The sequence below is a fragment of the Paenibacillus sp. FSL M8-0228 genome, assembly GCF_038007385.1.
Taxonomy (GTDB): domain Bacteria; phylum Bacillota; class Bacilli; order Paenibacillales; family Paenibacillaceae; genus Paenibacillus; species Paenibacillus polymyxa_D.
Window position 1 is genome coordinate 2,624,708 of sequence record NZ_JBBOXA010000001.1, and the last position, 14,498, is coordinate 2,639,205.

The 14,498-nt window shown below is 39.7% G+C and carries 11 protein-coding genes and 1 pseudogene; 8 read left to right on the plus strand and 4 right to left on the minus strand.

Annotated elements, in window-relative coordinates; all coding sequences use genetic code 11:
• Positions 1–416 precede the first annotated feature (416 nt).
• Both MKY98_RS12065 and MKY98_RS12070 read left to right on the plus strand, forming a co-directional pair.
• Positions 417–977, plus strand: a complete 561-nt coding sequence (locus tag MKY98_RS12065) for a MarR family winged helix-turn-helix transcriptional regulator (protein ID WP_029515063.1) — start codon at positions 417–419, stop codon at positions 975–977.
• Between the two features lie 54 nt (positions 978–1,031).
• Complete coding sequence (locus tag MKY98_RS12070) at positions 1,032–2,306, plus strand: acyl-CoA thioesterase/bile acid-CoA:amino acid N-acyltransferase family protein (RefSeq protein ID WP_069011173.1); 1,275 nt, start codon at positions 1,032–1,034, stop codon at positions 2,304–2,306.
• 274 nt (positions 2,307–2,580) lie between these two features.
• Here MKY98_RS12070 and MKY98_RS12075 read toward each other — a convergent pair whose 3' ends face one another.
• The gene (locus tag MKY98_RS12075) at positions 2,581–3,330 is read right to left on the minus strand and encodes a class I SAM-dependent DNA methyltransferase (protein ID WP_245231688.1); all 750 of its coding nucleotides are present in this window, start codon (positions 3,328–3,330) and stop codon (positions 2,581–2,583) included.
• 379 nt (positions 3,331–3,709) lie between these two features.
• Between MKY98_RS12075 and MKY98_RS12080 the strand changes: the two genes are divergently transcribed.
• A complete protein-coding gene (locus MKY98_RS12080) occupies positions 3,710–4,030 on the plus strand; it encodes a hypothetical protein (protein ID WP_245231689.1) in 321 nt (106 codons plus the stop codon).
• 83 nt (positions 4,031–4,113) lie between these two features.
• Positions 4,114–4,389 carry a hypothetical protein gene (locus MKY98_RS12085; protein ID WP_069011171.1) on the plus strand — a complete coding sequence of 92 codons (276 nt, stop codon included), beginning with the start codon at positions 4,114–4,116 and terminating at the stop codon, positions 4,387–4,389.
• A 578-nt stretch (positions 4,390–4,967) separates the two neighbouring features.
• On the opposite strand, the gene MKY98_RS12090 is transcribed toward MKY98_RS12085, so the two are convergent.
• Positions 4,968–5,201, minus strand: a complete 234-nt coding sequence (locus tag MKY98_RS12090; protein WP_069011169.1) for a hypothetical protein — start codon at positions 5,199–5,201, stop codon at positions 4,968–4,970.
• Between the two features lie 590 nt (positions 5,202–5,791).
• Between MKY98_RS12090 and MKY98_RS12095 the strand changes: the two genes are divergently transcribed.
• Positions 5,792–7,687: a carbohydrate-binding protein gene (locus tag MKY98_RS12095; RefSeq protein WP_069011167.1), complete on the plus strand. Its 1,896-nt coding sequence runs from the start codon at positions 5,792–5,794 to the stop codon at positions 7,685–7,687.
• A gap of 67 nt (positions 7,688–7,754) precedes the next feature.
• On the plus strand, positions 7,755–9,782 hold the full coding sequence (locus MKY98_RS12100; RefSeq protein ID WP_340885303.1) for a beta-xylosidase family glycoside hydrolase: 2,028 nt from the start codon (positions 7,755–7,757) through the stop codon (positions 9,780–9,782).
• A 336-nt stretch (positions 9,783–10,118) separates the two neighbouring features.
• Here MKY98_RS12100 and MKY98_RS12105 read toward each other — a convergent pair whose 3' ends face one another.
• On the minus strand, positions 10,119–11,231 hold the full coding sequence (locus MKY98_RS12105) for an alpha/beta fold hydrolase (protein WP_069011161.1): 1,113 nt from the start codon (positions 11,229–11,231) through the stop codon (positions 10,119–10,121).
• 146 nt (positions 11,232–11,377) lie between these two features.
• On the opposite strand from MKY98_RS12105, the gene MKY98_RS12110 reads away from it, so the two are divergent.
• A complete protein-coding gene (locus MKY98_RS12110) occupies positions 11,378–11,953 on the plus strand; it encodes a TetR/AcrR family transcriptional regulator (protein ID WP_069011159.1) in 576 nt (191 codons plus the stop codon).
• A gap of 169 nt (positions 11,954–12,122) precedes the next feature.
• Here the strand turns inward: MKY98_RS12110 and MKY98_RS12115 are convergent.
• Positions 12,123–12,523: pseudogene (locus tag MKY98_RS12115) on the minus strand (MBL fold metallo-hydrolase); the annotation flags it as partial.
• 428 nt (positions 12,524–12,951) lie between these two features.
• Here MKY98_RS12115 and MKY98_RS12120 point away from each other — a divergent pair.
• Entirely contained in the window at positions 12,952–14,454 is a 1,503-nt protein-coding gene (locus MKY98_RS12120) for an alpha/beta hydrolase family protein (protein ID WP_069011157.1), read from the plus strand.
• Positions 14,455–14,498 lie beyond the last annotated feature (44 nt).

The following is a 14,498-nucleotide window of genomic DNA, read 5'->3' on the forward strand; positions in this document are numbered from 1 at the left end:
GATTCCGGTGAAGGAATCAGGTTGATGGTTAAAACTTCACAGGCTCTATTCTTTTTATCATTGTTGTTTTTTACAGTAAAAAGCGGTACCAAGAAAAGAGACTGAACTCGTCACACACAGAAAAAGGGTGGAGTTGATAAACTATATCAACTCCACCCTTTTTAGTTATTCGTCGTACGTGTTGATATAATCGCTCCTTCTCCTGGCTTAGCAAACAACTTCACTTCCGCAAGGCAAAAGACGTGACCGGGCTGATCATTCATAACGACTAGGAATTCCAGATACACAATAACAATTATTTATTTAATGTATGCAATTTACAAATGGTATTATTGTCACCATGTTGACGATAACACAAAATGCTGTTATTGTAATTATAGTCAGTATGGTGACAATAAAAAGAAAAGGATATATTTATGGAATATTCTAAAGCGCTTAGAGAGTTATATATAATGCAACAAACTTACGCTACTTTTTTTTCCGTTACTAATAAGTTGCAAATACAAGGCGACAACTATTTTGAGAAATTAACATCACGACAGTACATGATCATGCTGGCAATAGCTCATTTGCCAGAGGATGAAACAACACTTGTTAATATTGCAAGAAAGTTAGAAACAAGCAAACAAAGCGCACAAAAGCTTATAGTCAATTTAGAGAATAAAGGATACCTAATTACGACGCCAAGCAAACGGGACAAACGTGCAATTAACGTGGAAATCACGGAATTAGGGAAAAGAGTCATGCTGGAATGTGGTGAGAAAGCAATATGCCTAATGGCAGATATTTTTAATGGATTCACAACTGAAGAATTAGAAGTGTTATGGAGTTTATTGAAAAGAATATATGGTGCTCACAACGAAGAGTACGTTGGTTTTGAGGAAGATGTAAATTATAAATTTGAAGACTTGGAAGGGTTTCAAGAAGCACAAATTCGAGCTTTAGATAGCTTTATTTTACGGAGAAAGCATTTTTAAATAATGGGAAACATTTTTCCATCAAAATTCATTGCTACTTTTGGAGGTCGCGAGATGAAATTACAAGTACAACCGAGAATTGCAATAATTGATGAAAAAATCGATTTTTGTGTCACCGGGTTACCACCAGAGGACAAAATAAAAATAACTGCATCCATGCATTTTCCTTGGGCAGTTAGTGAAAAGTATCAATCATTTGCTTGGTTTACTGCGGATTCAAACGGTAGTGTTGATTTATCGAAACAGAAACCTGATTCTGGAACTTATGATTATATAGATAGTATGGGCCTTATTGCTTCTTTACAGAAGATTAATAGTGAGGGAGGAAATATCGCTCATAATATTTCAATAGATGGTAGTCTATTTATTGACATAGTATGTGAAAATGGACAAGATCGGGAATGCATAAGTCTAGAGCGTATGTTTAAGTTACCGGAAGTGAAAAGACATCAGATTACTGATGCATTCGTGGGAGAGTTGTTTTACACTGAAAACTCAAATTATAAAACGATTGTATTATTGGGTGGGTCTGATGGTGAACTAAGTGGTCTTTCGATTTTGTCAGGACCATTGGCATCTAGAGGTTTTAATGTTTTAACCGTTGGATATTTCAATGAAAAGGGATTGCCTAAAAAGCTTGAGGAAATTCCCCTTGAATATTTTGAAAAAGTGTTCTCTTGGCTTAAAAAGAATTCATTAACACGTACTAATGAAATATATGTACATGGTACATCTAAAGGTGGAGAATTGGCGTTACTTTTGGCGTCACGATATAAATTCATTTCTAAAGTTGTGGCTTCTGCACCTCATGCATATTGTTTTCAAGCGTTGGATGGTTTGATGAGTGGTAAAAATGTTTCATCATGGTCGTATGAAGGGAGATCATTACCATTTATACCAGTTGATAATGAAATTTTTTACGACCATCAGCGTCATTGCTTAGAAAAAAATATACCTTTTGGTTTTACTACTACATATAAAAAAAGTGTGGAAAGGGCAAGAAATAAAGAGGAGGCTCGAATAAAAATAGAGAATGCAAATGCGAATTTATTGCTAATTGCAGGTCATCAAGATAATATTTGGAATACTCACGAGGCATGTGTAGAAATAATGAGTATTTTGAAAAAAAACAATTATAAATACAAATACAATCTTTTAGACTATAAGGATTTAGGTCACTCATTACCAATACCATTTATTATACCTTTAAGCGAAACATTGAACTTAAAAATGGGTGGAGGCGTTTTTACTTGTGGTGGTACTTTAAAAGGAAATTCTTTTGGTCAATCAGATTCTTGGCAGAAAACAATAGAATTTTTTATGAATTAGGGCGTGTCTTCAAACTCAGGCAAGCCAAACAATAATGGTTGCCAAGGCAAAAAAAGACTTGAATGTACACGCCATTTTACATAGTGAGTCGCCAGACGACGATAAATTCTTTACTTTATTAAAGAGCATTCCACCAAATAACGTTTTTTTGTAAACGATCTTATCATATTTTAGGATGACTCGGCGATTTTTTTCGGGAATCACTGGAATAGCCTGTTGTTCCTTCAAAAACATGCGAATGGCATGGATATCTTACGCGCGGTCGTCAATCGTATTAGGCTCCATGTTTTTTTCGACAAACACTAATGATGGAAGGAGATAAAGGAGTGAAAGGTGTTTTATCCCAGTCCGAATATTGATTTTCGAAAAAAAAGCCGCGGCTCGTTAATAAACGCTGAAGCGTGTCATTATCAGTAAAGCGACATGCAATTCGAGAAGTTGTTTTCTCCGATCCCCAATCACGGAACGTGACCCAGTGCATGATCTGGCTACTTGAATCATACGACTGTGTCCCAGATACCTTGACTTTAATTCCATCCTTATCGATAAATTTTCCCCAGATGCTTTCCTCTTGGTTGGATAAATCGGTTCCAAAGGGGTTTCGTGTTTCAAAAACAAACACCCCATTTGGCTCTAGGTGCTTGTAGACAGTTTCGAGTAAGGCTCGTTGATCCTCGTCGCTCAAAAATGCCTGGAATGCATTTCCTGTCAGATAAATCATGGAAAAACGCTTTTCGGATTCGAATGTACGAGCATCAGCTTCAATAAAATCCACAGGCAAACCTTGAGCTTTAACTCGCGCATATTCAAGCATCGATGAAGAAATATCAACACCTGTTATATGTATCCCCGATTTTGATAAATGAATGGTTGTCAATCCTGTACCACATGCAAGTTCCAAAACTTCGCCTGGGTTCAATCTAGCAATATCAAGATAGAAATTATATTTATTAATCTCGTCGCCAAATTCAAGATCATAATTAATCGGGTCTCGATACTCTTCAAGATTATCGTGATCTATCAATATAAATCATCCCTTCACTACAATACGATTTCTTTAAATCGTCCTTCATCATACCATACATTTCTGGGTATTGATATAAATGGAAACCGTGTTGAAGTTTTATGAAAACGGACTGACGCACCAGCACTTTTAAAATAAAAAAGCCGCTAATTTAGCGGATCGGATGAGACAATCGTTTCGTCTTTTCATTTGAAAATAAATTTTACCATCACCTTGACTGAAATCATAGTTTTATAGTTTGAAGACATACTCTAGTATAAGAGCCGCAAGGTTCGATACCGATTTAACATCAATAGAAAGGATGACCTACTGAGGGATGCCATAACCTAATTAAAAAGCGCTGATTTGCGTATACGTGATGTTAAGGGAGAACTTTATATTGAAGAACGATAAAGGGGCAGCGTTTAAAATGGAAAAAATAATGGATGTTAGTATAACTTTTGAGTCAAAAGATGAAGGTACAATTTTAGTAGGAACAAACAAAGGATTAGACCATTTAACCTACCCAGAAATAAAAAAAATCATAGGTGATAAAATTCTTATTAAAAATGCAGATCAAATTGAGACGGTATTAAGCGTTAGCTCTGTTCAAATTTCAACCTCAATGGCTGAAAGGAAAAATATTGGAATATGCATTGGCAAGTTAGCATCTCCTGATCTTGTTCAAGTTGGGGCAAGTATTTACAGTTTGGAACATTAATTAATATCAGTTTAAAGGTGGAATAAAATGAATATATTAAAAAAATTGAAGAAGGAAAATGTTCAATAGATGAGTTAGAAAATTTGCTAGAAGAAAAGAACCCCATAGTTTTATATCATGCAATGACACATATCGGAAAAGAAGGTATTCGTACAGAGGAAATATTTAAAAAATTAAATGGATTATCTTTAAAAAGGGAACATCAAGATAAGCTGATAGGTCATTATAAAGTAGGAGACTTAGCAATAGCTACTATGATAAAACTTGGAGAAAAAGAAGATGAGATGACTGGGTTTAAGATATTAGACGAATTTGAAAAAAAGATGGTTTTCCGTTTATTTGAAGAAATCGAATGGTAATGCCTCCTGTTCGTCTGAATGCACTTAATTCAAAACTTATTTCACCTCGAACCATGAGGAGAAATAAGTTTTTTTCATATCTAATGGAGGTGGACCAAATGAATAGAATACTTATTCAAGCTGTAGAGCGTTTGTATTCAATTCATTTTGAAAGTTTAGGTGTGTTGTTGAGGTCCAGAAGGCAAAAAGCAAACATCGTAGGTTTAGACAGGTAAAGACAATCGTTATCGATGCTAGTGCGCTTGGACTCCGTAACAATCCGTTTAATATTAAACCCAATTTCATTGAACACCTAAATATCCTTGATCTAAAAATGTTAGTGAAAACAGTTTGGCTTGGATCGTTGAATATGGTTACTGTTACGCATATCCGCGACTAAAAGAAAAGGATCGGGCATTAATGAGAGGGGATAAATGTTATTTATAGATTGAAGTTTGAATTGTAAGATAACTCATGATTGATGGCTATTCTGGTTAGAACTAGTCGCATAAAATGGCATGAATATAAGCTTCGCAACAGCCTGGAATTATTAGCATACTCCACAAGTTGCAAAGCTGTCGCCCAATTTGAACGGTCTGTTAAAGGACAGAAGCCGACACTTCTTGTTGTCGATCTTGGCATTTCCCCCCGGCAACGATTAGAATCGCATGCTTTGCTCTCCCCGGAAGGATAAAGCCTTGGCGAACCATGCAGGAATGATGCCCAATAGTATCGACCACTTGTTCCAAAGTGGCGTTTATGGTATTATATTCCTGGATATCGTTTTCCCGACTGTGTAGCCTAAAATTCGCTTCAACGCTTACTAACGACATAATATTCCTTTGTAATTATGTAAAAGCTTTCAAGTTCAACTCTAAAGTTAAAGTTTTCAATCGGTACGTGTAATGAAAAAGAAGGGAGGGGAATTTGGGAATACGATCGGTAGTTCGTTAATATACAGGGTTGCCTATGAACCAGACACTATATTTGAGCACCTTGAACTTTGGGGATTGACATTTGAGCACAAACAGCTCGAAGAGCACCATCTTGCATGAAGACGACTGTTATGGCTTGCCATCGGTGAATTAAGGCGCTGATATCCAAAAGAATGCCTGGAACCCGTGCAACGCAGTTTGCTGTATGTACCGTAACCAAGGTAATTATAAAAAGCTATTAACTGAAATTTATTGGGCGAAAATAAAAATGATGAACTGGCTAATTCGGCTTGATTCGAGTCCCCACTGTAAAAATGAAAGCGGTTACAAATTTAGAGGGGAGGCTATAATATCTGCTGAAAATGTTACAAGTCCAAGTTTCGGAGCACCAACCTTCAAATAGGATACAAAATTACTAATTAAATCTATGCATAGGCAATTTGTAAACTTTTAATAGACATAATATATAAAAATGGAGGAATATGTTTATGATTAAAAAATTTTCGGTGTTTTTATTAGCTTTTACATTATTGCTGAGTTGTTTACCAATGGTACCTGTACATGCTGCTAACAATGCAATTGCAAAGCTTCCAGGGAATTCGAATCCTCTTATGGACCATAAATTGGGCGCTGATCCCTATGCGTTGGTCTATGATGGAAGAGTCTATATCTATATGTCCAGCGATACGTATGTGTATAACAATGACGGCTCGATTAAAGACAATGACTTCAGCGGACTGGATCGCATCCAGGTCATCTCTTCCGCGGACATGGTGAACTGGACGGATCACGGTGCCATTCCGGTTGCCGGTGCGAACAACAAGAACAACGGCAGAGGCATTGCCAAGTGGGCCGGCAACTCCTGGGCTCCGGCCATTGCGCAAAAAAAAATCAATGGCAAAGATAAATTCTTTCTCTATTTTGCCAATGGTGGAGCCGGCATTGGCGTTCTGACCGCAGACACGCCGATCGGCCCTTGGACAGACCCCCTGGGCAGAGCTCTTGTGACACATAATACGCCGGGAATGGCTGGTGTAACCTGGCTTTTTGATCCGGCTGTGCTGGTGGATGATGATGGCACAGGGTACTTGTATAGCGGCGGCGGCATTCCGAACGAATCCGATCCGGCCTCCATTGCGAATCCGAAAACCGCCAGAGTCATCAAATTGGGCGCAGATATGACCAGCGTTATTGGGAGCGCTACCACCATTGATGCCCCGTACCTGTTTGAAGATTCGGGCCTTCATAAGTATAACGGAAAGTACTACTATTCCTACTGTATCAACTTTGCCGGGACACACCCGCCACAGTACCCTGCAGGTGAAATTGGCTACATGGTCAGCGACAGCCCGGTGGGTCCCTTTACTTATAAAGGGCATTTCCTGAAAAATCCGTATACGTTCTTCGGTGTGGGCGGCAACAACCATCACGCTGTATTTAACTTTAAGAATGAATGGTATGTGGTGTACCATGCCCAGACGGTCAGCAAGGCTCAAATTGGAGCTGGGAAAGGCTATCGCTCCCCGCATATTAATAAGCTGACGCATAATGGAGATGGAAGTATCGCTGAAGTGCAGGGGAATATGACAGGAATCGCTCAGTTCTCCAATCTGAATCCGTATACCAGAGTGGAAGCAGAGACCATGGCGTGGCAAGCGGGAGTCACAACCGAGCCTACTCAAGCCAGCGGCGGTCCCATTAGTAATCTGAATGTGACAAACGTACACAATGGAGATTGGATCGCTGTAGGAAATGCCGACTTTGGTAGCGGTGGAGCCAAGACGTTTAAAGCAAACATAGCATCCAATGCAGGCGGTAAAATAGAAATACGTCTGGACAGTGCAACGGGTCCTCTGGTTGGAACTCTTAATGTCAGTTCTACTGGAGGAACACAGACCTGGAAGGAAGTCGAAACCACTGTAAGCAATGCAACAGGAGTCCACAAGGTTTTCTTAGTGTTTACCGGAACAGGGACTGGTAACTTATTTAATATTGATTACTGGCAGTTTACACCCAATACTACTGGAACAAGGGTTGAAGCTGAGGATATGACTCTCGGTGGGACTTACGCTGGGAAGATCAGTTCTCCTTTCAATGGGGTCGCTTTATACGCCAATGATGATTATAGTGCATACACTCAGTATTTTGCCAACTCTACTCATAGTATTTCAGTCAGGGGTGCTTCGAATAACTCCAGTACCGCCAGAGTAGACTTGCAAATAGGAGGAACCACAGTTGGCTCCTTTTATTTTACGGGAACTACGCCGACGGTCCAAACCTTGTCTAATATCACCCATGTAACCGGAAATCAAGAGGTCAGACTGATCGTAACCACCGATAACGGTACTTGGGATGCCTATGTGGATTATTTACAATTTAATTAACTAAAACTAAAAGCTTTTGAACCTATCAAAGATTAGGGGCGATTCTAATATGTATAGGAGGATAAGTGTGCTTTTATTAGTTTTACCATTATTCATGAGTATGATGTCCAATACTTCTGTATTTGCAGCTACTACTTTTACAAACCCGTTTATACATGCTGATTCTCCAGACAACGATGTTATCAGGGTAGGTAATACTTTTTATATGACTAGCACGACCATGCACATGAATCCTGGAGTTCCGATCATGAAATCTTATGATCTCGTCAATTGGGAAATCGTAAATTATGTTTACGATACGTATGCCAACAATGACGCACAAAATCTTAACAACGGGCAGAACGAATATGGAAAAGGCTCGTGGGCAAGCAGCCTTAGATATTATAACGGCATCTACTATGTGTCCTTTGGCTCCAATTCTACCGGCAAAACATACATCTATCAAACCAGCAATATAGAAACTGGTCCATGGACATCATCAGTGCTTGACAACTATTATCATGACGCATCGCTGCTGTTTGATAATGGACGTGTATTCTTGGTTTATGGCAGTGATAATATCAGCATTATTGAGCTTACTGCAGATGCAAAGGCTATCAAGCCAGGGGGACTTAATCAGGTGATTATTTCCGCTGCCAGTAATATTGCCGGTTCCAGCTTCATAGTCAAGGCTGAAGGCGCGCACATACAAAAGATCAAGGGAATGTACTATATATTTCTTATATGCTGGCCATCGGGAGGCAACCGCACACAATTAACCTATCGTGCAAGTAGCTTGACAGGACCCTATACAGGTCAGGTGTCATTGAATGATTCAGGTATTGCACAGGGGGGAATTGTTGATACTCCTTCTGGCTCCTGGTATGCTATGCTGTTTAAAGACAGCGGAGCAATTGGACGTATGCCGTATCTTGTTCCGGTTACATGGTTAAATAATTGGCCGGTATTCGGTGTTAACGGTAAGGTTCCTCTTACGATGGATGTTCCTGTTGAAGGTTATCCCGAAAAGAAGGTCTATGCGTCTGATGAGTTTTCATCTTCTCAAGCCTCCAGTCAGCTTATTGCAAACGGTGGATTTGAAAATGCCACCATAAGCCCGTGGACGAATAATAACACTGCATTTGTTGCAGCAACCACTACAGACTATTACATCGGCTCAAAAAGCTTGTTTGTCAGCGGTAGACAACAAACAGCTGCTGGTCCAAGACAAGTAATTACCGGAAAAGTAACAGCCGGCGGAATGTATAATTTTTCTGCAAAGGTTAAATACACTGAAGGTCCTGCCACTAAGCAATTTAATTTTGGTATTCAGAATGGTCCAAGTTACACAGGTATATCGATTCTTGGGTCCACCACGCTAACCAAGGGCCAATGGGGCACAATTCAAGGAACATATACACTTCCGGCAGATGCCGACCTCTCACAAACGTTTATTTTCATTGAGACACCCTACAGTTCAACCCCAGACCCAACAAGTGATTTGATGAATTTCTATGTGGACGATGTTTCGTTTACAGGAACCTCGTCTTCTGAAGCGACTCTTAAAAAGGAGTGGCAATGGAACCACAATCCTGACAATACTCATTGGTCCCTTACACAGCGTCCTGGATTTATGAGAATGACTACAGGGAAAGTGAGTAAAAGTATTCTGGATGCCAGAAATACGCTTACCCAAAGGACATTTGGACCGAAAAGTACAGGAATCATTGCAATGGAAACAAGCGGGATGAAGGACGGAGACTATTCCGGTCTTGCAGCTTTTCAGGCTAATTATGGATTTGTAGGCATAAAGATGAACGGGACCTCCAAATCCATTGTTATGGTGAATGCCAGCTCTGGAGCAATGACTGAAGTGGCAAGTGTCCCTTTCACCCAGAACAGAGTATATCTTAAGCTTATATGTGATTTTACAAATCAGATGGATAAAGCATATTTCTACTACAGTCTTAACGGCACAAATTGGACGGCTATAGGCAACACACTTCCGATGTCATATACAATCCCTCACTTTATGGGATACCGTTTTGCTTTGTTCAATTATGCTACTAAATCAACGGGTGGTTTTGTTGATTTTGATTATTTAAACTTGCAGTGACAAACAAGAGGGTTTGAAGCTGTGGACTTAACTCCCTGGATTTATTAGATGTTAAATAATGGAAATTAAGGGCCGATAGACATCTAAGTTCGTTTCTTGCGCTCCTTCAAGGTTCTTCGGTTCGAAAATCTAACCATGCTAGGCCGCATGAATTGAAAAGCTCAGAGGAAATTACGGACTTCTCCATTGAGATAACAGGGGGAAATGAATGGACTAAACCGACTCCATAATTGGAGTCGGTTTTTACTTGCCAATGGGATAACAACGATTGAAGCTATGGAACTACGATTTTTTGATGGGCATGTTGCGTATAAAAAAAATATATATTTACAGTTGTTATAGGAACTTCTTCATTTCATTAAATGCTAACTCCCTGTGACCTGCTTGGCAGTGTTGCTCGCCACCTGTTTCTTTAGTAAATACTTTGGTTGTAATGGACGCAGCATTGATTAATTCTTGTTGGATTTGTGCGAGTCGGCTAATAGGTACGTATTGATCATCTTCTCCAGCTAGTAAAAGAACATCTTGATTAATGAATGCCCCAATGCCGTGCATCGTGTGCTTTTCGAAATTTTTAATGAGATCAAAAGGCGTTGCTTCACCGGTGTTTTCCATCCCTTTGGTAATCTTCCAATGCAAATCAATATTGTGAGTCATCATCTGTTCGAATAATGAATTCACTTGATCTACTTCATTACGTTCGACTAGCTGCACTATGCTTTGGTAAGTTTCTTCTGGCATTCCCATTTTTAAGGCATCTAAACCACAATAGAAAATGTTAAAAGCAACTACTTTATCGATTCTCTTTTCGAAGGCTGCCGCACGCATAGCTAAATATCCTCCCCAAGAAGCACCTACGAGACTTGCACGATCTAGTTTGAAATAATCAATCACCGTTGATATGGGCTTTTCCCAGTTGTGAATGAATTTTAGGCCGTTTTTTAATGCAGTTCCTTGGCCTGGACCATCAAATACAATAATATTGTAATTAATTCCCTTCATGAATTTCATCATTTTAAGCATCTCTTCCATGTAAGAATCATACCCACCAAAGACAAGTAATGTTTTCGTAGCTCCAGGCGTCAACAATTTTACAGCAGGAAGATAGGAATCTTCATATGGAATTTGGTAGGATTCATAATCAAAATCATGAAAGCCTTTATAGAAGGTATCTCTATATTTTCGATACATTTTTTCTTTATTGGGGTCTGTGGTTGCAAGATAAAATTCTGCAGCTTGATAGTAGACTGAGGCTAAGTCATAGTCCTTGCTGTCTTCGCGTTCCCTTGCAAAATTGAGCCAAGCTTCATACCAGCTATGGGTGTCTTTTAATTTCGGAATCATTTTTTCTAAGTCAGCTTGTGCTCGATCATCTTCTTGATAATAATCATTGATAAAACGATTAATTTGAAGATTGAACTGTTCGTTATGGACATAGGATTTAAACATATATTGTCCTCCTTCAATTTGGGTATGTGCTTACTATAGAGTATAGTTACTACATAAAAAATAATTAGTATCGCATAATCTGTAAGATATCTTACACGGTATATATGAAGTGTTCGAAAACTTACACATAAGGAGCAAGTGGTTAAATGAATGAAGATATCAGAATTTATAAAACAAAAATAGCTATTGAGCGAGCTTTCATTGAATTACTCCAACAACATGATTTTAAAGATATTACGATCAAAAAAATTTGTGATCAATCCCTTATCGGACGTTCTACGTTTTATAGTCATTATTTGGATAAGTACGACTTGCTAGAAAAGATAGTTAAACAGTATGCTTCTGATTTTAAAGTTGAAATTGAGCAGCGTTTTGATTCCATGGAAGATGGCAAGGTGGCAAACGCCATAGAACTTGTAACCGATCAAATGATTAAAAATAAGATGGAAATTTCAACATTGTTAACCGTTCATGAAATATCCGCCGATTTACGTAAAGAATTTGAACAAATTTTGTTTCGGACTTGTTTAGATTATTTAAAGCAACAGAATTCTTCAACTTCGATCGCATTGGAGTATTTAGCTGAACTATATGCTGCTAACTCAATGACGTCTATTCAGTGGGTTTTGAAAAATGGCAAAGATACTAACATCATTCTTCTTTTAGATCAAATGCAAGAATACATTTTTAATCAGTTAAAGTCTGATCTATATACAAGTTAGCACGCGTGGAGTGATGTTTTTATGACTGATAAATCATCAATGGGTTGCAGAAATAAACTTTAAAGAAGGGGTTGAAGGGAGGAAACAGTAGGAGAATTGAAGCACTGGTTCAATTCTTCTACGCTAACAACATCGTTTCACGAAAAGGTAGCTTGCTGGAACTTTAACTTTATAATCCTTGGGTAAGTCCTAATATCTGATCATTCACATGTACATTACTTAATCCCCCGTGATAACAAGCTACGGATGTAATGTCGAGATCTAAATACTTTTTCAATGAGAGACGAGCTGCACCCACATCCGGTGTGGTCGGGACATGAATCCCCCCCCAGAATCCCGTTTACACTGTACATCGAATCCCCGGCAATAAGAGTCTTACTTTGCCTTTCGAGGGATCTCAAGGTGACTATCTTTTAAAAGGGGGATCTCCCCTTGAATATACGGCTTATCCAGTTCGTGTGCATAGACTTTGATATGATTGCCACACTCCTGCAAAATCTCAGGAAGACAACCTATATGATCGACATCCTGATGCGTCAAAATCACAGCTTTTAGTTGGCCGAACGACACGTCTTAGCTGAAGCATTTTCTACTCCCTGTGAAATTTCCATAATATCGGACTTCACGAACACGAATTTTTGTCACATTGCCGTGAACTGCATCACGTACATATTCCGTATATTGTGTTTGAGTCACAGAAATTGGTTTCGAGACACCAACAAGTAAATGCAACGTTGCATCATAGGTGTACGTTGTTGGTACACCCAACACGTCAACAGCGCTTGTGATACTACCATAGTCGTTATAAGTCTGTGATGTATTAACCACATACTTATTGGTATTTCCTGATTCATCCTTGGTTTTACGAGTCTTCCAATACCGCAAGATCGAATTACAAAATTGTTAGGTTGATGTAAGGCAAATCGATAGCTTAGGCCAGCCTGGCAGGATAAGATTAGAACAAACGAAAATAGAAATTTTTTGAAAGGAGAATCGAGATGAGGCTGTTTGAACTGTTGCTTTTATTGTCAAACATCGGCTTATTTGCATTAACCGTACTATTAAAAAAAGGACGGCGTAGAATTCCAGTATTCGTTGCAAGCGGGATTGCCACACTTTTACTGGTCATTCATTGGACGGTGGAAGGATACAGAGTTCAGCTATTTTTCCCATATTGCATAACGATCATTTTTTTAGCCATTTCAGGTTATAGCTCTTTTAAAAAAACCGGCCCCAAAAAAATCCCACGATTCATGTTGGGTTCAGCTTATACCGCTATAGCAATAATGCTGGTCGCAACAGCGGGTCTCATGTATGCTTTTCCTGTATTTAAACTACCTGAACCGACAGGCGAATTTAAGGTAGGAACGCAAACTTTTCATTTCGTGGATACAAATAGGAAAGAGATTTTCGACGAAGCCAGAGAGGGTAAGAGAGAATTGATGGTTCAGGTCTGGTATCCGGCTCAAGCTAGCACCGGCAAGTACGCTCCCTTTATTCCCGATACCCAGATTTTACGTTATATGGCCGCGAACTATGGCCTTCCCGAGTTTACGTTTCAACACCTGAAGTACGTATCCAGTCATGCTTATTCGGGGGCCGAAGTCTCTTCGGCACAGACTTCGTACCCGCTGATCCTTGCGAATCCCGGCAACGGCTCTTCCAGGTTTCTTCACACGTCGCAAGCCGAAAATCTCGCGAGTCATGGATATATCGTGGCAGTGATCGACCATACCTACAATACATTTGCAACCGAGTTTCCGGACGGGCGAATCACGACCAGCACAACCAACGACTTATTCTCGCCCGACCATGATTACCAGACGAGTAGAGGAAATCGCGACAAGTTGGGAAAAGTTTTAACCGGCGATGTGGCGTTTGCGTTGGACCAATTCGAGCTCATCCAATCGGGGTTGATCCCAAGTCATCTAAAAGGGAGGATTGATCTCGGTCATGTCGGGACGTTCGGTCATTCCATCGGCGGAGCGACGGCCTATGACGCTTCTTATGATCCGCGAATCACGGCTGGAATAGACCTTGATGGAGGGCTTTATCGACTGCGTGACAGAGAGGGTCTACGAAAGCCGTTTTTGTTCATCAACTCGGAAAGCTATTTCGAAAAATTGAAAATGGTGATGGATAACCGGGTCTACACGGATGCAGAGCTTAACCGTATGGGATCAACAAGAGAGTGGGAGGATCAAGTAACGGAAGATAAAAAGTTGGAGCTTGAACGGATGCGCGAAACGGTCGACGAAGGAGGACAAGTCCTCTATATCGAAAATACGGAGCATTTGAATTTTACCGACGTACAGTTCATTTCTCCGATTTTCAAAATGCTGGGCATTACAGGAAAGATTGCGCCCGAAAGAGCGAACTCCGTTATCAATGCCTATATGCTGGATTTCTTCGATAGGTATCTGAAAAATCAAGGCGGAATCTTAATGAAAGGACCGGATAACCGCTTTCCGGAGGTGAAGTTCGTAACCTCGCTATTATAAATTACGGAACAGAGTACCGATTTTGATATGCTCCCCTTCAAGTA

Coding starts and splice junctions, on each gene's coding strand:
- MKY98_RS12065 (WP_029515063.1), top strand. CDS start 417: ATGGAATATTCTAAAGCGCTTAGAGAGTTATATATAATGCAACAAACT.
- MKY98_RS12070 (WP_069011173.1), top strand. CDS start 1,032: ATGAAATTACAAGTACAACCGAGAATTGCAATAATTGATGAAAAAATC.
- MKY98_RS12090 (WP_069011169.1), bottom strand. CDS start 5,201: ATGTCGTTAGTAAGCGTTGAAGCGAATTTTAGGCTACACAGTCGGGAA.
- MKY98_RS12095 (WP_069011167.1), top strand. CDS start 5,792: ATGATTAAAAAATTTTCGGTGTTTTTATTAGCTTTTACATTATTGCTG.
- MKY98_RS12105 (WP_069011161.1), bottom strand. CDS start 11,231: ATGTTTAAATCCTATGTCCATAACGAACAGTTCAATCTTCAAATTAAT.
- MKY98_RS12110 (WP_069011159.1), top strand. CDS start 11,378: ATGAATGAAGATATCAGAATTTATAAAACAAAAATAGCTATTGAGCGA.
- MKY98_RS12120 (WP_069011157.1), top strand. CDS start 12,952: ATGAGGCTGTTTGAACTGTTGCTTTTATTGTCAAACATCGGCTTATTT.